Below are 17592 nucleotides of genomic sequence, written 5' to 3' on the forward strand. Positions count from 1 at the left end.
GATATGTTTAGAACATTGCTCGCCATGCTGATGGTGATCGCAGCCTTCGCCGTGCCTACATCGTTTGCGGAAACCGCTGAAAAAGCCGATCCGCAAAAAGAAATGGTGCAATTGGCTGGGCCAGAGTTTTGGCGAGAAGTACGGTCTGGCGAAAAAGGGTTTACGGTCGCTAACGGCACGGAAGCGGGTCAGCTCATCAATGTTGATGGACAGCGTTGGCGGGAAGTGCGGAACCAATGGATAAGTCCGATTGGCTTGATTTTCCTTGGGGCATCAGCGGGCAGTTTGCTGCTGTTCTACCTCTGGGCGGGACGTATCGAGTTAGCCAATAAGCGGTCTGGGAAGAAGGTCAAGCGATGGACGCCGTTTGAACGTGCCATGCATTGGTTTACTGCGATTAACTTTCTGATATTGGGCTTTTCGGGCATTGTCTTGCTCTACGGCCGACATTTCATTAAGCCGGTCGCACCCGATGCCATTTGGGGGAGCATCATTTACGCGGCGAAGGTGTCGCATAACTACTTGGGCCCTCTGTTTGTACTCGGTCTACTTTGCATGTTGGTGAAATGGTTCAAGAACAACATCATCAACAAAGTCGACATTGAATGGTTTAAGCAAGGCGGCGGTATTTTACCTAACGGTAAACACCCAGATGCGGGCTTTTGTAATGGCGGTGAGAAAATCTGGTTCTGGCTCCTAGCCACGGTTGGTGTGGTGGTTTGCGTGACAGGGCTAGTGATGGATTTTCCGATTTTCGGTCAAACTCGGGCAGATATGCAAATCGCTAACGTTATCCATGGCATCGCTTCGTTGGGCTTGCTGGCGGCCGCATTTGGTCATATTTATATCGGTACTGTGGGTACAGAAGGCGCACTTGAAGGCATGGCAACAGGCTATGTCGACGAGACGTGGGCCAAACAACACCACAAGCTTTGGCTAGATGAAGTCCAAAACGCACCGGAATCAGCAGCGAAAACATCGACCACGGACGAACAAAAAGCCTAGTGTGTTTGGCTTGGAAATCTCCAGTATTGTCGACATGTTGTTTATACAGTGTTACGAGTCAAAGGCTTGCTTCGGCAAGCCTTTTTATTTGGTGATGAATAAATCGCAGTGAGTCGGTTACTGTGTGCGCAAACGATTGCCTTGGTCTTTTCTTTCTCCGCGTTTTCGCTATGATGCGCGTCTCTCAACTGCTTGGAATGTTCCAATATGCGTAAGTTCTCCTTGGCGTGTTCGCTTTTCCTGTCCCTGATTTCGTTTAATGCTTTCGCAGCTCAACCCATTGCCATCATGGGCGCAATGGACGCTGAAATCGAAAAACTATTGCCTGAAATTCAGCACCGAAAGACGCACACTGTATCTGCCAATACGTATTACACTGGCGAAATTGCAGGAAAACCTGTGGTGGTAACTCGCTCTGGTGTGGGCAAAGTGAATGCTGCTATTACAACGTACGTGCTGATTAATCACTTTGACGCTGACCAAATCATTTTTACCGGCATTGCAGGTGCTGCCAGTCCTGAACTCAATGTGGCGGACGTCGTGGTTTCTTCGGCGTTAGTGCAGCACGACGTTGACCTTACGGTATTTGGTGCGCCAAAAGGCCAGCTAAGTGGTTACGATGACAGATTCTTTTATGCCGACCAAACGCTTCAGCAATTGGCACTAGACGCGGCGAAAGAGTCGATTGGCGAGAAGCGTGTACATTCTGGTGTCATTGCTACGGGTGATCAATTCATTGCTGACAAAGGCGTTGTGAAAATGCTGCGCGAAGAGTTTGATGCCATGGCGGTTGAAATGGAAGGTGCTGCCGTGGCGCAAGTCACCGACATGTTTGATATCCCGCTAGTGGTTATTCGCACCATCTCCGACAAGGCTGATGGCTCAGCACACATGGTGTATGCAGAGGCGAAGCAAGTGACTGCGGACAATTCTGTGGCGATTACGTTGAAGATGATGAATAAGCTGTAAGCACAAAAAAGCGCGGGGTTTCGCCCGCGCTGATTTCTCTGATTAAATGAATATAACAGCTAACCAATCAAATCCCAGTTAAGCGCGGTACCGAACGGAATGTCCGTTTTAGCTGTTTTGCCAATAACATCATCATAGAATTTCGGCGCGAGGCCAAATCCTGGTCTGACGCTGCGCACGTTATCCGCGGTGAAAGTGTCACCTGCTTTCATTGACTGGCTGACATACAGCGATCGTCGAAACTGCTTATTCCCTTTTTCGGCCTCTTTGAGCTGATACCCTGCGTGCCCCAGGGCTTGCCATGCGGTGTCAGTATCAAGGCATAGCGTCGCGAGTTCATCTGGCTCTAACGAGAAGGTTGAATCTGGCCCTGGGTCGTTTCGGCTCAAGGTGACATGCTTTTCGATCACCGACGCCCCAAGTGCAACGGCGGTGACAGACACGGTTGTGCCGAGCGTATGATCGGAAAGGCCAGTAATGACACCAAAGCGTTCTGCTAAATCTGGGATGGTGCGTAAATGGCTTTGCGAAGCAGGTGCAGGGTAGGCGCTGATGCAATGCAGCAACACCAATTCTTGGCATCCATTGTCTTTCGCGGCAGCAACGGCTTCAGCGATTTCTTCATCGTCTGCCATGCCCGTTGAAATGATCATGGGTTTGCCCGTCTGTGCCACGTAACGAATCAGCGGCAAATCAATGGCTTCGAAAGAGGCAATTTTATACGCAGGCGCGTTGAGGTCTTCGAGCAGATCAACGGCAGTAAAATCGAACGGCGAGGAAAACAGCGTAATGCCCAGTTCGCGTGCTTTATCAAACAGCGGTTTGTGCCAATCGAATGGGGTATGCGCTTCTTGGTACAAATCAAAAAGCGAGCGACCATCCCAGAGCCCGCCGTGAATTTGAAATTCGTCAGTGCTGCAATTCAAGGTAATGGTATCAGCGGTGTAAGACTGCATTTTTACCGCATCTGCCCCCGCGTGTTTCGCCATGGCTAAGGTTTCAAATGCGCGCTCCAGCGAGCCATTATGGTTCGCAGACATTTCAGCAATGATGTAAGGCTTATGGTCTGGGCCAATTTTGCGCCCTTCGATAGTGATAAATTGCGTCATAGTGTCTTGCTCTGCTGCGAGGAGGATTGGCGTTGTTCTTTGATGCTTGGCTCGCATGAATGCCAAGCGTCGATGGTTAACGCAAAATCGACGTAAGGGATGGCGTTCTCATCTGCGTCGTATGCAATGGCTTCGCCAACTTGGGTAAAGCCGAGTTTGTTGTGCAAGTGCAGCACTTTCGGATTGATGGCTAACACGCGGCTATCAACTTGCTTCAAACCCAGTGTGTCAAAGGCATGATTCAATGCGGCATGCAGCATGACAAGCCCTACGCCTGCAGGCGCATTAGGGGTTTTATAGAATCCCCATTCAGCGCGCCCGTTTTCTTGGTTTATGTCCGTGAACGACACCATGCCGATATCTTTACCTTCAATACTCACCACGTAAAAGCGCTTCGTTTTATCAAGCTGAACACGTTCAAACCAAGCTGCATGCTCGTCGGGTGTGATCTCGTGGGTGGTGAACATTTTCTCACGGGTTTCTGGGGCGTTTCGCCATTGACGCACAACATCGAGATCGTCTTTGGTCATGGGGCGGAGCGACACCGCCACTGAGGGATTTAGCTGCATTAGGACGCGGCCTCCATGGCATCAACAACGCGGTTCGCACCGTCACCATCAATGTCTGATTCGGGCAATCGCCAAGGCAAGGTGTCCCAATGTTCCGCAAGCCAAGCGAGCTCATTGGTGTAGTAAGCAGGCGTGGTTGCGTCGCTAACGCCGAGGTAGCGATAACGCCCAGATTTCGCAAGGTGCTCAGCCATTTCACGCTGGTTCTCTGCCACGGACACTAGCGTACTTGGCAATCGCAAACAGGTGCGTTCGATAGCACTGACCCCTGCGCCGCCAAAGGCATAGCGAGAGTGCGCCAGTTCAGCTTCAAATGCAGGCAAGCTTTTCACCAAGGTGACAAAGGCGGGTAACGGTTTTTCGAGCAATTGTGCTTCCCTTGGGTTCGACATGCCGTAAACCAGCACCATACGAAATGGCAAGCTCGGGATCTGTTGGCAAGCTGAGAGAAGTTTCAAACACTCGCCAGTGGGATCCGTGCCGCTGAAAAACGCGATGACTTGGTTCTTGATGTCTTCGTGGCGTGTTTCTCTGAGGGAGGCGAAGCTATCGCGCAGTAACGCGAACTTTGGGCCAAGCAATTGCAGACTCGATGCAGGCACCAGAGCGTGATAGCGATTTTCGAAATCAGGCCAAGGGTTGTGGTCGAAGAGAATGTCACAGTTATGCTCACGATTGGCGAGATCATCAATGGCGAAGATCTTTGCACCTTGGCGTTTCATCAACGATTGCCACTGGGTATCCAGCGCATAGTGATCGAACACAACCCAATCAAAAGGTGTGTCTTTTAGAGCAGCAAGGCACTGATTCGCGTCTTCCTCTTGGCTTACGCCCAACCAGTGTTGGTAGTCATTGCGGTCAGAGCTGTCTATATCTTCTATCGCGGGCAAGGCAATAACGGCGATGCCTTGTTGACGGCAATACTCAATCAGGTTGCCCGTTAATTCGCGACTCAACATGGTGACGGTGTGCTGGCGTTCAAGAAGTTTTTTTGCCAGCACCAAGCAGCGCATCACATGGCCTGTACCAATTTGGTTGGAGGCATCAACACGGATTACGACGTTCACAGCTCGCCTCGTTGCGAGAGAATTTCGTAAAGCATTTCGGCGCGCACCCAATCATCGGGCTCGTCGATATCTTGAACACGAAAGTGCGGGATCTGAACCGATTTAGAGTGCGGAGCAAAAATGGGTAACCCAGAGACAAAGGCGCTTGGTTTGCCCCAATAGAACATGCCCGCGTCATGGAACGCTGGCTCTAAATCCTGTGAGCGGGTGGAAAAATGCTCCGGCCAGAACATCTCGACATTGCCTTCTTGGTTCATGCGAATGCTGCGCTGAATTGGGAAGGAAAAGCGTGTACTGGCAAAGGTATATTGGGTGTCGTTTTCAGCCAGTAAGGCCAACCCTTCTTCAAGATCAGAAGGGCGTGTAAACGGCACGGTCGCATAAAGACAGCACACCGCACTGATGGCGCGCTCGTCATTGCCTTCCAGCCACTCAATCGCATGCTTAATAACGTCCAGCGTTGTGGCGTGGTCGTTGGCGATATCGGCTGGGCGAACGAAGGGGATTTCAGCGCCGTATTCTTGCGCGACGTTGGCGATTTCATCGCTGTCTGTCGAGACGATGATGCGATCGAATAGGCCCGATTTTTTAGCCACATCAATGGCATAAGCGATGATCGGCTGACCGATGAAGGTCTTCAGGTTTTTTCCTGGAATACGCTTGCTGCCACCGCGGGCAGGGATAATACAGACTTTCATATTGTCCTTTTAGCTGACATTCAGCGCCGACGAGATAGTGTCGGAAAGCGCTGCAACCACTTGATCTTGTTCGTCTTCCGTCATGTCGAAGAACAAAGGCAAACTGAGTGCGGCATGGTAATACGCTTCGGCGACGGGGAATTGCCCCCAATCGAATCCCAACGCTTGATAATACGGCTGGGTATGAACGGGAATGTAATGAACGTGCACACCAATGCCTTGTTCCCGCATCGCATCGAACACACGACGGCGGCAAGAAGGATCCTCAAGTTGAATCACATACAAATGCCATGCCGACTTACAATCGGTGAGCAATATCGGTGTGGTGAGCGCGAGAGACGCCAGTTTTTCGTTGTAGCGCTGGGCTAGCTGATTGCGCCGTTCAACAAACTCATCAAGGCGGGTTAATTGGGACACGCCTAGCGCGGCTTGCAGGTCTGTCATGCGATAGTTAAATCCAAGGGCGTGTTGCTCGTAATACCAAGCGCCTTGGTTAACGTCTTTCAACTCTGCGGGGTCGCGGGTGATCCCGTGGCTGCGCAGGTTTTCCATGGCTTTCGCCAATTTCGCATCGTTGGTCACCGCCATGCCACCTTCTGCGGTGGTGACGATTTTTACGGGGTGAAAGCTGAATACTGTGATGTCGCTGTATCGGCAATTACCGACATACTCACCGTGGTATTTTCCGCCAATGGCATGGGAGGCATCTTCAATCACGCGAAAGCCATATTGTTTGGCTAAGCGGCCAATGGCTGCCATGTCGCAGCTTTGCCCGCACATGTGCACGGCAACCAACACATCAGGAAGCTGGTTGTTGTGCTCGGCGGCGATCAGTTTCTCTTCGAGCTTATTTGGGCACAGGTTGTAAGTGGCAGGGTCGATATCGACGAAATCGACCTCAGCGCCACAGTACAAGCCACAATTCGCAGACGCGACAAAGGTATTTGGTGACGTCCATAAACGCTTGCCTGCGCTCAATCCCAGCGCGAGACACGCCAAATGCAGACTCGATGTGGCACTATTTGCCGCCACGCCAAATGCCGCGCCGACTTTGTTGGCAACCGCTTGTTCAAATTCACCGACCTTTGGGCCTTGGGTAATGAAGTCTGATGACAACGCATCAACAACGGCATCAATGTCGGCTTGGCTGATGGTTTGTTTACCGTAAGGGGTCATGATTGCTGCTCAAATTCCAAAATCTGTTCAACATTCAAAAACTCTGGGTTGCTGCCCGAATGGTATTCGAACCCTTCAGGCACAGGCGTGCCTGTTTCACCCAACGGATTGTGTGAATAGTCATAATCCGCCGAATAGAACTTAATGGTCGGGCGCATCACGTAGTGATCATCAAACTCTAGTGTGAGGTGAGAATCGTCACTCGGGCACATGATTTCATGCATTTTCTCGCCCGGGCGAATCCCGACTTCTTTAATCGGTAAGCCGTTACCATAAGCGGTGGCCAAATCGATGAGGCGAACCGATGGGATTTTCGGCACGAAGATTTCCCCGCCTTGCATGCGAGAGAAGTTCTTCAGGACGAAATCGACACCTTGCTGCAAGGTGATCCAGAAGCGCGTCATATCGGGATGCGTCACAGGCAGAGATTCTGCGCCTTCTGCCGCCAGCTTTTTGAAAAACGGCACGACTGAACCGCGAGAGCCGACGACGTTTCCATAACGCACAACCGCAAATTGGGTTTGGCTTTCACCGCGCATGTTATTGGCAGCCACAAAAAGCTTGTCTGAACAGAGCTTGGTCGCGCCATAGAGGTTATTGGGGCTGGCTGCTTTGTCAGTGGAAAGCGCAATGACTTTGGCTACGTTATTCGTAATGGCTGCTCGAATGATGTTTTCCGCACCATGAACGTTGGTCTTAATACACTCCATCGGATTGTATTCAGCCGCAGGCACCTGTTTTAACGCCGCAGCGTGAATGACGAAATCAACGCCGTTCATGGCCTGCATCATTCTGTCGCTGTCTCTCACATCGCCGATAAAATAGCGCATGCAGGGGTCATTAAACTCTTGCTGCATTTCAAATTGCTTGAGTTCATCGCGAGAGAGAATGATAAGACGCTTAGGCTTGTAACGAGCAAGGATAGTGCGGGTATATTTCTTTCCAAAGGATCCGGTTCCACCGGTGATCAAAATCGACTTGCCGTTAAACATTTCAATCCTTAAGCATTAGTCTCAGTATTTAAAGTAATTTTAACTGATAGCGTCGGATTTCGTTGGAGAAAAATGCATACACCGTGATTGTCAGGGTAAAAAAAAGGCAACCCACGTTGGATTGCCCTGATATTCGATGCGTTTGGTGCTTATTTGTGGCGTTCTTTCAGCTTATTCGCCACGTCTTCTAGCGAGAAACCTTGGTCTTGTAGAAGCACCATCAAGTGGTACATCAGGTCGGCGGATTCATTGATCAATTCCTCCTTATCGCCCGACGTCGCTGCAAGCGCGACTTCGACGCCTTCTTCGCCCACTTTCTGCGAAATACGCTTGGTACCCTTAGCGTAAAGTGACGCAGTGTAAGATGTAGAAGGATCGGATCCTCGACGGGATGCCAGCACTTGCTCCAATTGATGAAGGAACACCAAGGAAGGTTTGTTAGCGTCGTCTTCGCCGAAGCAGCTTTCTGTGCCAAGGTGGCAGGTTGGGCCGATAGGGTCGACTTGTACAAGCAAGGTGTCTTGGTCGCAATCAAGGTCGATGTGCTTGAGTTGCAGCACGTTGCCAGAGGTTTCGCCTTTGGTCCAAAGACGTTCCTTGGTGCGCGACCAGAATGTCACTTGCTCGGTTTCTAGGGTTTTTGCTAGGGCATCTTGGTTCATGTAGCCCAGCATGAGCATCTGTCCGCTTTTAGCATTTTGAACAACGGCAGGCACCAGCCCATCCACTTTGTCCCAATCAATGCGTTCAGCCAGTGCTGCGTTTCCTTCTGTCTGGCTCATAAGCGAATCTCCACATTTTGTTGTTTTAGGTATTGTTTCAAATCACCAATGTTGATGACTTGTTTATGGAAAACAGAGGCGGCCAAAGCACCGTCGACGTTGGCTTTTTCAAATGCATCTTTAAAGTGAATCATTTCACCGGCACCGCCAGAGGCAATCAGCGGCACGTGACACACTTCGCGAACCATGTTGAGTTGGTCGAGGTCGTAACCGTTACGTACGCCGTCTTGGTTCATCATGTTCAACACGATTTCGCCCGCACCACGTTTTTGCACTTCCTGCACCCAATCGCGGGTTTCCCATTTTGTCGCTTTGGTGCGTGCTTCATCGCCAGTGAATTGATACACCTGATACTTACCTGTTTCGCTGTCGAAATAGGAATCGACACCGACAACGATACATTGCACGCCAAATTTTTCGGCAAGCTCAGTGATCAGTTCAGGGTTGGCGAGAGCCGGGGAGTTGATGGAGATTTTATCCGCTCCGAACTCTAGAATGCGCTTGGCATCTTCTGCCGTTTTGATGCCGCCCGCGACACAGAAAGGAATGTCGATGACTTCTGCAACACGTGCGACCCAGCTTTTGTCGACAACACGGCCATCGCTTGATGCGGTGATATCGTAAAACACCAGTTCGTCTGCGCCTTCAGCCGCATAACGCGCGGCAAGCGGCACGATGTCGCCGATGATTTCGTGGTTACGGAATTGAACGCCTTTCACCACTTGACCATCACGAACATCAAGACACGGAATTATTCTTCTTGCCAGCATGCGAATGCCTCCTCAGCGGTGAACTTCTCGTCCAGCAGTGCACGACCGACGATAACACCCGCCACGCCAGAGCCTTTTAAGGCTTCAATGTCTGCCAGTGAACCGATACCACCGGATGATTGGAATTGAACGCTTGGGTAAGCCGCGCAAAGGTCTTTGTAGAGCTCAACGTTTGAACCTGCCAGTGTGCCGTCACGCGAAATGTCGGTGCACAGCACATGCTTTAAGCCAACCTTCAAGAAATCTTCAAGCAGCGCTTCGATGGTCACGCCTGAATCTTCTTGCCAGCCAGATACCGCGACGATGCGATTGCCTTTGTCATCGATGTTAATGTCCAGCGCCAACACAATTTGTTCTGGGCCGTATTTTTCCATCCAACTCTTCACGATTTCAGGCTGCTTCACGGCGGTTGAGCCGATAACAACGCGCTTTGCGCCTGCGCGAAGCAGTTCTACCACGTCGCTTTCTTTGCGAACGCCACCACCGATTTGAATGTTCGCGGGCGTGCTTTCAATCAAGCTGCTGATCATGGAGATTTGACGGGCAGAGGTATCTTTCGCACCGGTCAAATCAACAAGGTGAAGCCAGTTAGCACCTGCTTTGTGATAAAGCGCGAATTGCTCACTTGGGTTAACTTTGTATTCGGTAACTTGTCCGTAGTCACCTTGATAAAGACGAACCACTTGTCCGTCGATCAAATCTAACGCTGGAATAATCATCCCTAATTACATCTCCAAGAAGTTTTTGATTAACTGCGCACCGGCTTTGCTTGAACGCTCAGGGTGGAATTGCACACCATAGTAATTACCGCTTTGCACTGCGGCGCTGAATGTATGGCCGTAATCGCAACGGCCGATGGTGTAATCACCTTCCGGCATGGCGTAGCTGTGTACAAAGTAGAAATAGCTGTTTTCAGGAATGTCTTTAAACAGCGGGTGGTTATCAACAGGTGTCACTGTGTTCCAACCCATATGAGGCAAAGGCAAGTCGCCTGTGTCCATCAATGAGGTGCTGGCAGGAACGTGGCCGAGACAACTCACGTCAGACTTACCTTCTTGGGATGATGTACCCAGAAGTTGCATGCCGAGACAAATGCCAAGTAGAGGCTGTTTCACCTGCTGAACAAGCGCAATCAGGTCGCGCTCTTCTAGGTTTTTCATCGCCTCAGTTGCTGTGCCTACACCTGGCAAAAACAGCTTGTCTGCATCCAAGACAACCGCAGGATCACGACTGATGGTCACGTCGTAGCCCAAACGCTCAATGGCAAAACGCACTGAGCTTACGTTGGCGCATCCGGTATCGATAATGACAATTTTGCTCATATCTTTCTCCTTAGAGGACGCCTTTGCTGCTTGGCAGTTCATTGCCATCAACGCGGATAGCCTGACGCAAAGTACGACCGTAGGCTTTGAACAAGCTTTCCACGATGTGGTGCGTGTTCTCGCCATCTGAAGACAGGTGCAGCGTGCACGCCATGGTGTCAGTCAATGAACGGAAGAAGTGCTCGACCATTTCTGTTGAAAGATCACCGACTTTCTCTTGAGAGAAGCTGGCTTCAAATTTCAGGTAAGGACGGCCAGATAAATCCAACGCACATTGCGCAAGGCATTCATCCATTGGCAGGCTGAAACCGAAACGGCCAATGCCACGCTTGTTACCGAGCGCTTCTTTTAGCGCTTGGCCCAACGCCAATGCAGTGTCTTCAACCGTGTGGTGATCGTCGATGTGCAGATCGCCTTCCACCGCCACTTCCATACGGAAACCGCCGTGCGTCGCAATTTGATCCAGCATGTGGTCGAAGAAACCCAAACCGGTACTGATGCTATTGCCGCCAGTTTCATCCAAGTTCACCGTAATATTAATGTCGGTTTCTTTGGTGGTACGGGTCACGGAAGCGACACGCGGGCTGGTGGTCAAATCTTTCAGGATTTGCTTCCAACCCAAGGTTTCTGGGTTGTACTGAATACCACGGATTGCCATGTTCTCTGCCAGTTGGATGTCGGTTTGACGATCGCCAATCACTGCAGAGGTTTTGAAATCAACACGGCCTTGTTGAAGGTAGTCTTTCACCAAACCCAGTTTAGGTTTGCGGCAGCTACAGCCTTCGTGGTCGAAGTGCGGGCAAATCAGCACATCAGCAAACTTCACGCCTTGAGATTCGAAAATCTCCATCATCATGTTGTGTGGCGCATCGAAATCCGCTTGCGGATAGCTGTCAGTGCCTAAGCCGTCTTGGTTAGTCACCATCACCAGCTTATAGCCCGCGTCTTGCAGTGCAAGAAGTGCTGGGATCACGAAAGGTTCGAACTTGAGTTTGTCGAGGCGGTCGACTTGGAAGTCTACAGGCGGCTCAACAATCAAGGTGCCATCGCGGTCAATAAAGAGAATTTTTTCTTTCACATTGCTTTCCTTAACAATACGTCCTTTGCTTCCTGCTTCACGCCAATTGTTGGCGGATAAAGGTCAGGGTTTTTTCGCACTCTTCTCGGTTACCAACGCTAATGCGAATGCAGCCTTCAATTGGTGAGCGTCTTAGGATGATGCCGTTATCCCACAGGGCGGTAAACAGCAGTTCCGCGTCTTCAAATTTCACTAAAAGGTAGTTGCCGTAGCCATCAAACACCTGAACCCCCGGCAGCATAGAAAGGCCTGCTTGCAGGTATGCGCGGTTGGCGTTGAGATCAAGCACTTGGTATTTCATACGAGCAAGGCCCATTTCTGACAGTGCTTGGCAAGCAATCTCTGTCACAGGCACTGGCACAGGATAAGGCGCGATCACCTTCAACATCAGTTGGATAACTTGCGGATTTGCCAGCGTGTAGCCACAACGTAGACCCGCAAGGGCAAAGGCCTTCGACATGGTGCGCAAAATCGCGAGGTTCGGGTAACGAACCAGTAGATCGACCGTTGACGCTTCAGGGCAGAAATCGATATATGCTTCATCGACAACGACCAGCGCTTTACCTGCCGTCATCTCAAGCAATGCTTCGATGTCGTCGCGGTTCAGCAGGTTGCCGGTTGGGTTGTTTGGGCTACAAACGAACACCAATTTAACGCCATCAAGTTGCTTCGTGATTTCTGGCATATTGAGTTGCCAGTCTTCCGTCAGTGGCACGGTCTTACGCGCGATACCAAAGGTTTCGGCGCTGATGGCATACATGCCGTATGTCGGTGGACAATATAGAATCGAATCTTCACCCGCTTCACAGAAAGTGCGGATCAGCAGTTCAATACTTTCGTCGGCACCGCGTGAAGTCAGTACTTGGTCTGGTCGCACACCTGCATACTCTGCGTAAGCGCGAATCAAAGGTTCGGGCTGGCATTCGCTGTAGCGGTTTAGGCTATTTCCGTTGACCACATATTCATTGTTGAATGGTGATTCGTTGGCGTTAAGCCAAACGTCACCTTGTCCGCCCAAGCGGCGAGCAGACAGGTAAGGGGTCAATGCTTGAACGTCCTTACGGGCTAACTTCTCAATATCCATAACAACCCCTAAAATTAAGCTTTGTTGAGTTTTTCAACGCGAAGCGTGACAGCATTTCTGTGTGCGTCTAACCCTTCAGCGTTGGCCATGGCTACCACTGTCGGTGCCAGTGCTTGTAGGCCATCGGCTGACAACTCTTGCACGGTCATACGTTTGCTGAAATCCGCAAGTCCAAGACTTGAATAGGTACGCGTAAAACCATAGGTTGGCAGCACGTGGTTGGTGCCTGACGCATAATCGCCCACAGACTCTGGTGACCAAGCGCCAAGGAAAATCGAGCCAGCATTATCAAGCAGTGGCAGCGATTCACGTGGATTCTTGGTTTGCACGATTAAGTGCTCAGGGCCGTAGTTGTTCGAAATAGCAATACATTGCGGCAGACTGTCGGCAATGATAATCAGGCTAGAACCCAGGGCTTTGCTGGCGATGTCTGCGCGGCTCAAGGTTTCCAGTTGGCGCTGAACAGCGTCTGCCACTTTCTCTGCCAATACCGGAGAAGGTGTTACCAGAACGACTTGCGAATCAGGGCCGTGTTCTGCTTGGCTTAGCAAATCTGCTGCAACAAAATCTGCATCGGCTTCTTCATCTGCAATAACAAGCACTTCAGAAGGGCCTGCCGGCATATCAATGGCTGCGCCTTTGAAATCATTACTGACTTGGCGTTTTGCTTCGGTCACGAAGGCGTTGCCAGGGCCGAAAATCTTGTCCACTTTACTCACGGTTTCAGTGCCGTAAGCCATGGCAGCAACCGCTTGGGCACCGCCAAGGTTATAGACTTCGTCGATACCGCAAAGCTTGGCGACATAAAGGATTTCATCTGCAATGGGTGGTGGAGAACTCAACACCACTTTACGACAACCTGCGATTTGTGAAGGAACACCTAGCATCAATACGGTGGAAGGCAAGGGCGCACTGCCACCCGGGATGTACAAACCAACACGGTTGATAGGACGAGTAACCAATTCACAAACCACGCCCGGCATGGTTTCAACCGTCAGCGGTTGTGCTTTTTGCGCTTTGTGGAAACAGGCAATGTTTGCATAGGCTTGCTTCAGAGCTTGTTTGATTTCATCGCCTAAACGACCTTCTGCGCCATCAATGTCGCTTTGGCTAACACGGATGGACTCAGGCACAACTTTATCGAATTTTTCGGTAAGGGCTTTGAGTGCTGCATCGCCACCTTCGCGTACATCGCGAAGCACGCTAGTGACCGCATCGGTAATGGAAGCGCTGTCGCTGATTGCTGGGCGTTCCAGCAATGCATCGCGTTGTTCTTCGCTGAGAGATTTCCAAACCACCGTTTTCATGGCTTACTCCATCATTTTCTCAATTGGCAGCACCAGAATGGAGCTCGCACCCAAGTCCTTCAATTTTTCCATGGTTTCCCAGAACAGGTTTTCTGTGCTGACAAGATGTACCGCGACGCGTTGCTTGTCGTGCGCCAAAGGTAGGATGGTTGGATCTTCTGCACCCGGCAGAAGCTCAACGATTTTTTCCAACGTTTCGCTTGGTGCATGAAGCATGATGTATTTGGATTCTTTGGCTTTAATGACGCCGTTGATGCGGGTAAGAAGGCGCTCAATCAATGCCTCTTTGTCTGACGCAAAATCGCCAGTGCGTTGGATAAGCACGGCTTTTGAACGGAAGATAACTTCAGCTTCTTTCAGGCCGTTTGCTTCGAGGGTTGCGCCGGTTGATACCAGGTCACAGATCGCATCAGCAAGACCCGCACGCGGTGCAACTTCAACAGAGCCGTTGAGCATACAGGTGCTGAATTTAACGTCTTGCTTATCAAGGTATGATTTCAGGATGTTTGGATAGGTCGTCGCAATGCGTTTGCCAGCGAGATCTTGAGGGCCGTTGTAGTCTTGGTCTTTTTCGATAGCGACAGACAAACGACAGCCACCGAAGTCTAGGCGGCGCAATTTGTTGTATTCGCTAGGCTCGCCCACTTTAACGCGTTCTAGGCGAACTTCTTCCAGTTCGTTTTCACCGATAACACCAAGGTCAACCACACCATCCATGATGAGGCCTGGGATATCGTCATCGCGCACCAACAGTAGGTCGATAGGCATGTTTTCAGCGTGCGCCACGAGACGGTCGCCAGAAACATTAATTTTAACGCCACAACGTTTTAGCAGCTCAAAGCACTCTTTTGCTAGGCGGCCTTTCTTTTGTATTGCGATTCTTAAGCGTTCAGTTTGCATGATCTAATCCCTGTATCTGTAATGCGTTTGCCTGCAATCCTTGAGGGCTAACTTGCTGGCATCAGCATAAATTTTAAAATCCTAAAAAGTAAAAAACCCCCGGAAGGTTCGCTTCCGGAGGTCTGAATCTTGTATTCACTATAATGACCGTTGGAAGAACCTAAATCCTTGTCTTCCAGTCGAAACCAATCTACCCGAAAGACTACTCAGGATGATGATGGTGATGAATGGTCATTAGTGTATTTTGCATGGTCTATCTCAATTACCGTGTCTATCTCTGAAATATGTAAACGTTTTAACGTTTCCTTGGCATAAACACTAACAAAATGGATAAATAATGCAACTGATTATTTCAATGAAAAACGGTCTGATAATGAACGAAATACAATTGGCGAGAATTTAACAAAAGAAATTGGGCGGGGTGGAATGAACTTCATACATTGGCAGGGATAAAGAGGGTTTAGCTAACGCTGAACCAACAGGGAATTAGACGTAAAGGTCTAAAAGACTATCATTGTCTTTCTTCTTTTCGCTCGATGGTTCGTCAGTCTCTTTCTCTGTAGTATTTTGCCCTTCAATGCTGGGGTGTTTTTGTTGTTCGGTCGGATCTTGTTTCAAGATCGTAGCGACTTTCTTGAGTGGTGATTCTGTTAATTTGGGGAACCAAGTCATCATTCATCCTCATGATCTGCTCCCCCATGTTATCGGCGTTAATTTATTTGACTTGAGTGTTTTTTAACCGCAGCACTTTTTGTGTTTTTTGCCACTGCCACATGGGCAGGGATCATTTCGGCCCACTTTGTCTGCTTTTGGGTACTCACCGTCGATGTAATACCAAAGCGTTTTCCCGTCTTTATCTTCCGCAACAAAACGCGATTTTTCATGCAAGCAGAACGGCGTGCCATCTTCCACGTAATGCGCTTTGAACTCGACAAAGCCTTGTTGTCCATTGTCTTCCACTGAACTCGACAGAACTTGAAGCATTTGCCATTTGCTCTTCACTGAATTCGCAATGGCATCGCGATGCGATTCAGCGTGACAAGAGGCGTGATAGGTATCAACAACGAAGTCCACCAAGCCCACTACATGAGCGCTGTAACGAGCGCGCATGAGCTTTTCTGGGTGATCGGCTTTGCTGTGGTCACGGTGAATAGGCTCACAGCAATCACCATATGGCTGTTGGCTAGCACAAGGGCAAGGTGCGGTGGTGGAAAATGTAGAAAGCTTTGCTGTCATGAAAATGAACCGAATTAATGAAATCCGGCTCATTTTCGAAGGCTAATTGGAAAGAGTCAACATCGAAGATGGGTGAGTGACACAAAGCGAGTCTGGTTGCTGGCTAGAATCAAAAAGCGTGAAGGTACCAGTCATACTCCAAATTGGTGATATGTTGTTCAAACTCCTCCAGTTCTTTTTCTTTACAGGTGACAAACACATCAACGAAGTCAGTACCCAAAAACTGACGCATCACCTCAGAAGACGATAATGCTCTAAGCGCATCACGAAGATTGGTTGGTAAAGGCGTGGTATCCACATCATAGGCGTTGCCGACAATGGGCTCGCAAGGTTCTATCTTGTTATCAATGCCATGCATGATTGACGCGAGGAAGGCGCTCATCATCAAGTAAGGGTTCGCATCTGTCCCGGCAACGCGGTGCTCAATTCTCGTTGCTTCGGGCATATCACCAGGGATACGAAGGGCGGTAGTACGGTTTTCCAATCCCCATGTCGCGGCGTTGGGAACATAGAACTCAGGGCTAAAGCGACGGTACGAATTAATGTTCGGGCACAATATGGAAAAATACTGTGGCATCAATTCAAGTAGCCCACCGAGTGCATAGCGCATCGTATCGGTAACTTGACCCTCTTCTTCAGGTTGGAAAACGTTGTTCCCTTGTTCATCGAGCAAACTGATGTGCAGATGCATCCCATTGCCAGCTTGATCGGCGTATGGCTTGGCCATGAAAGTGATGTCGAGGTCGTGGTCATGAGCGACTTGCTTAATGACGCGCTTGAGCAATATGGAATGGTCACAAGCGGCAAGTGCATCATCGGTATGTTTTAGATTAATTTCAAACTGACCGGGGGCAGACTCGGCGACAATGGTGTCTGCGGGTAACCCTTGTTCTCGGGCCGCATCGATAATGTCGGTAAGAAGGTCAGCATATTCGTCGAGGTCGTCCAATGAATACACTTGGGTGTTTTCAGGACGTTTCCCCGTGATAGGTGAGATCGGCGGCTGCGGAGCTTTGTCTGGTGATTTGCTGTCGATGAGATAAAACTCAAGCTCGAACGCTGAGACCGGGTTGAATCCTCGTTCCTGCATCTGACGTAGCACGCGACGAAGAATCATACGCGGGTCACCAAAGAATGGCGTATCGCTCTTCTCATACATTTCAAGCATCACCTGAGCAATAGGACGTTTCTGCCAAGGCTGACGGGTGAGCGACCCTGTGACTGGAAAACAGATAGCATCAGATTCTCCTATCTCAAGTCCCAACCCAGTTTCTTCAACGGGGTTGCCTTTAATGTTCATCCCATAGATAGATATAGGTAAGGCGATACCTTGCTCGTAGGCTTTGGGTAGTTTGTCCTTTTCAATGCGCTTGCCACGCACAATGCCGTTCATATCAAGCAATAACAAATCAACAAATTCAATGTCGGGGTTGGCATTGAGGAACGCAATGGCTTCTTGCGCATCCGGCAGATTTGTATCTTTAGCCGTGAACATTTCCCTGTCTGTTTGATATCGCATTAAACACCT

At 49.9% G+C, this 17592-nt stretch carries 19 protein-coding genes and 1 other annotated feature; of the genes, 2 read left to right on the forward strand and 17 right to left on the reverse strand.

Annotated features, from left to right (window positions below; genetic code table 11):
* Positions 1-3 precede the first annotated feature (3 nt).
* Positions 4-1005 (forward strand): formate dehydrogenase subunit gamma, encoded by a 1002-nt coding sequence (locus Q365_RS0120085; RefSeq protein ID WP_028025034.1) that lies wholly within the window; start codon positions 4-6, stop codon positions 1003-1005.
* A 207-nt stretch (positions 1006-1212) separates the two neighbouring features.
* Positions 1213-1974 carry a 5'-methylthioadenosine/adenosylhomocysteine nucleosidase gene (locus tag Q365_RS0120090; RefSeq protein ID WP_028025035.1) on the forward strand — a complete coding sequence of 254 codons (762 nt, stop codon included), beginning with the start codon at positions 1213-1215 and terminating at the stop codon, positions 1972-1974.
* A gap of 59 nt (positions 1975-2033) precedes the next feature.
* Here Q365_RS0120090 and pseI read toward each other — a convergent pair whose 3' ends face one another.
* From pseI to Q365_RS0120175, 17 genes are all read right to left on the reverse strand, one after another.
* Positions 2034-3083, reverse strand: a complete 1050-nt coding sequence (pseI, locus tag Q365_RS0120095; RefSeq protein WP_028025036.1) for a pseudaminic acid synthase — start codon at positions 3081-3083, stop codon at positions 2034-2036.
* On the reverse strand, positions 3080-3652 hold the full coding sequence (gene pseH / locus Q365_RS0120100) for a UDP-4-amino-4,6-dideoxy-N-acetyl-beta-L-altrosamine N-acetyltransferase (protein ID WP_028025037.1): 573 nt from the start codon (positions 3650-3652) through the stop codon (positions 3080-3082). The genes pseI and pseH overlap by 4 nt, the downstream gene beginning before the upstream one ends.
* Positions 3652-4719 (reverse strand): UDP-2,4-diacetamido-2,4,6-trideoxy-beta-L-altropyranose hydrolase, encoded by a 1068-nt coding sequence (gene pseG, locus Q365_RS0120105; RefSeq protein ID WP_028025038.1) that lies wholly within the window; start codon positions 4717-4719, stop codon positions 3652-3654. Before pseG ends, pseH begins: the two co-directional genes overlap by 1 nt.
* Positions 4716-5417 (reverse strand): pseudaminic acid cytidylyltransferase, encoded by a 702-nt coding sequence (gene pseF, locus Q365_RS0120110; RefSeq protein ID WP_028025039.1) that lies wholly within the window; start codon positions 5415-5417, stop codon positions 4716-4718. Before pseF ends, pseG begins: the two co-directional genes overlap by 4 nt.
* 9 nt (positions 5418-5426) lie before the next feature.
* Positions 5427-6593: a UDP-4-amino-4,6-dideoxy-N-acetyl-beta-L-altrosamine transaminase gene (gene pseC, locus Q365_RS0120115; RefSeq protein ID WP_028025040.1), complete on the reverse strand. Its 1167-nt coding sequence runs from the start codon at positions 6591-6593 to the stop codon at positions 5427-5429.
* Entirely contained in the window at positions 6590-7585 is a 996-nt protein-coding gene (gene pseB / locus Q365_RS0120120; RefSeq protein WP_028025041.1) for a UDP-N-acetylglucosamine 4,6-dehydratase (inverting), read from the reverse strand. The genes pseC and pseB overlap by 4 nt, the downstream gene beginning before the upstream one ends.
* Positions 7586-7734: 149 nt before the next feature.
* On the reverse strand, positions 7735-8367 hold the full coding sequence (gene hisIE, locus Q365_RS0120125) for a bifunctional phosphoribosyl-AMP cyclohydrolase/phosphoribosyl-ATP diphosphatase HisIE (RefSeq protein WP_017008888.1): 633 nt from the start codon (positions 8365-8367) through the stop codon (positions 7735-7737).
* A complete protein-coding gene (gene hisF, locus Q365_RS0120130) occupies positions 8364-9137 on the reverse strand; it encodes an imidazole glycerol phosphate synthase subunit HisF (RefSeq protein ID WP_028025042.1) in 774 nt (257 codons plus the stop codon). The genes hisIE and hisF overlap by 4 nt, the downstream gene beginning before the upstream one ends.
* The gene (hisA, locus tag Q365_RS0120135) at positions 9119-9856 is read right to left on the reverse strand and encodes a 1-(5-phosphoribosyl)-5-[(5-phosphoribosylamino)methylideneamino]imidazole-4-carboxamide isomerase (RefSeq protein WP_028025043.1); all 738 of its coding nucleotides are present in this window, start codon (positions 9854-9856) and stop codon (positions 9119-9121) included. Before hisA ends, hisF begins: the two co-directional genes overlap by 19 nt.
* Before the next feature lie 6 nt (positions 9857-9862).
* On the reverse strand, positions 9863-10459 hold the full coding sequence (hisH, locus tag Q365_RS0120140; RefSeq protein WP_028025044.1) for an imidazole glycerol phosphate synthase subunit HisH: 597 nt from the start codon (positions 10457-10459) through the stop codon (positions 9863-9865).
* A 10-nt stretch (positions 10460-10469) separates the two neighbouring features.
* On the reverse strand, positions 10470-11537 hold the full coding sequence (gene hisB, locus Q365_RS0120145; protein WP_028025045.1) for a bifunctional histidinol-phosphatase/imidazoleglycerol-phosphate dehydratase HisB: 1068 nt from the start codon (positions 11535-11537) through the stop codon (positions 10470-10472).
* A gap of 37 nt (positions 11538-11574) precedes the next feature.
* The gene (hisC, locus tag Q365_RS0120150; protein ID WP_028025046.1) at positions 11575-12615 is read right to left on the reverse strand and encodes a histidinol-phosphate transaminase; all 1041 of its coding nucleotides are present in this window, start codon (positions 12613-12615) and stop codon (positions 11575-11577) included.
* Positions 12616-12635: 20 nt separating this feature from the next.
* Positions 12636-13928, reverse strand: coding sequence for a histidinol dehydrogenase (gene hisD, locus Q365_RS0120155; RefSeq protein ID WP_028025047.1), 1293 nt, complete (start codon positions 13926-13928; stop codon positions 12636-12638).
* A 3-nt stretch (positions 13929-13931) separates the two neighbouring features.
* Positions 13932-14828 carry an ATP phosphoribosyltransferase gene (hisG, locus tag Q365_RS0120160; RefSeq protein ID WP_028025048.1) on the reverse strand — a complete coding sequence of 299 codons (897 nt, stop codon included), beginning with the start codon at positions 14826-14828 and terminating at the stop codon, positions 13932-13934.
* Positions 14829-14915: 87 nt separating this feature from the next.
* Positions 14916-15055, reverse strand: a sequence feature (His leader region).
* 259 nt (positions 15056-15314) lie between these two features.
* Entirely contained in the window at positions 15315-15503 is a 189-nt protein-coding gene (locus tag Q365_RS0120165; RefSeq protein WP_051563838.1) for a hypothetical protein, read from the reverse strand.
* Between the two features lie 60 nt (positions 15504-15563).
* The gene (locus Q365_RS0120170; protein ID WP_051563839.1) at positions 15564-16064 is read right to left on the reverse strand and encodes a YchJ family metal-binding protein; all 501 of its coding nucleotides are present in this window, start codon (positions 16062-16064) and stop codon (positions 15564-15566) included.
* A 109-nt stretch (positions 16065-16173) separates the two neighbouring features.
* Positions 16174-17583, reverse strand: coding sequence for a glutamine synthetase family protein (locus Q365_RS0120175; protein WP_245621582.1), 1410 nt, complete (start codon positions 17581-17583; stop codon positions 16174-16176).
* Positions 17584-17592 lie beyond the last annotated feature (9 nt).

Source organism: Enterovibrio calviensis DSM 14347 (genome assembly GCF_000621165.1).
Taxonomy (GTDB): Bacteria; Pseudomonadota; Gammaproteobacteria; order Enterobacterales; family Vibrionaceae; genus Enterovibrio; species Enterovibrio calviensis.

Bases quoted from the DNA above. Each gene is read 5' to 3' on its own strand.
- hisF (WP_028025042.1), bottom strand. From the start codon at position 9,137: ATGCTGGCAAGAAGAATAATTCCGTGTCTTGATGTTCGTGATGGTCAA.
- hisH (WP_028025044.1), bottom strand. From the start codon at position 10,459: ATGAGCAAAATTGTCATTATCGATACCGGATGCGCCAACGTAAGCTCA.
- Q365_RS0120165 (WP_051563838.1), bottom strand. From the start codon at position 15,503: ATGATGACTTGGTTCCCCAAATTAACAGAATCACCACTCAAGAAAGTC.
- Q365_RS0120170 (WP_051563839.1), bottom strand. From the start codon at position 16,064: ATGACAGCAAAGCTTTCTACATTTTCCACCACCGCACCTTGCCCTTGT.
- Q365_RS0120085 (WP_028025034.1), top strand. From the start codon at position 4: ATGTTTAGAACATTGCTCGCCATGCTGATGGTGATCGCAGCCTTCGCC.
- hisA (WP_028025043.1), bottom strand. From the start codon at position 9,856: ATGATTATTCCAGCGTTAGATTTGATCGACGGACAAGTGGTTCGTCTT.
- pseH (WP_028025037.1), bottom strand. From the start codon at position 3,652: ATGCAGCTAAATCCCTCAGTGGCGGTGTCGCTCCGCCCCATGACCAAA.
- pseC (WP_028025040.1), bottom strand. From the start codon at position 6,593: ATGACCCCTTACGGTAAACAAACCATCAGCCAAGCCGACATTGATGCC.
- hisIE (WP_017008888.1), bottom strand. From the start codon at position 8,367: ATGAGCCAGACAGAAGGAAACGCAGCACTGGCTGAACGCATTGATTGG.
- Q365_RS0120175 (WP_245621582.1), bottom strand. From the start codon at position 17,583: ATGCGATATCAAACAGACAGGGAAATGTTCACGGCTAAAGATACAAAT.
- pseF (WP_028025039.1), bottom strand. From the start codon at position 5,417: ATGAAAGTCTGTATTATCCCTGCCCGCGGTGGCAGCAAGCGTATTCCA.
- pseI (WP_028025036.1), bottom strand. From the start codon at position 3,083: ATGACGCAATTTATCACTATCGAAGGGCGCAAAATTGGCCCAGACCAT.
- Q365_RS0120090 (WP_028025035.1), top strand. From the start codon at position 1,213: ATGCGTAAGTTCTCCTTGGCGTGTTCGCTTTTCCTGTCCCTGATTTCG.
- hisG (WP_028025048.1), bottom strand. From the start codon at position 14,828: ATGCAAACTGAACGCTTAAGAATCGCAATACAAAAGAAAGGCCGCCTA.
- pseB (WP_028025041.1), bottom strand. From the start codon at position 7,585: ATGTTTAACGGCAAGTCGATTTTGATCACCGGTGGAACCGGATCCTTT.
- hisD (WP_028025047.1), bottom strand. From the start codon at position 13,928: ATGAAAACGGTGGTTTGGAAATCTCTCAGCGAAGAACAACGCGATGCA.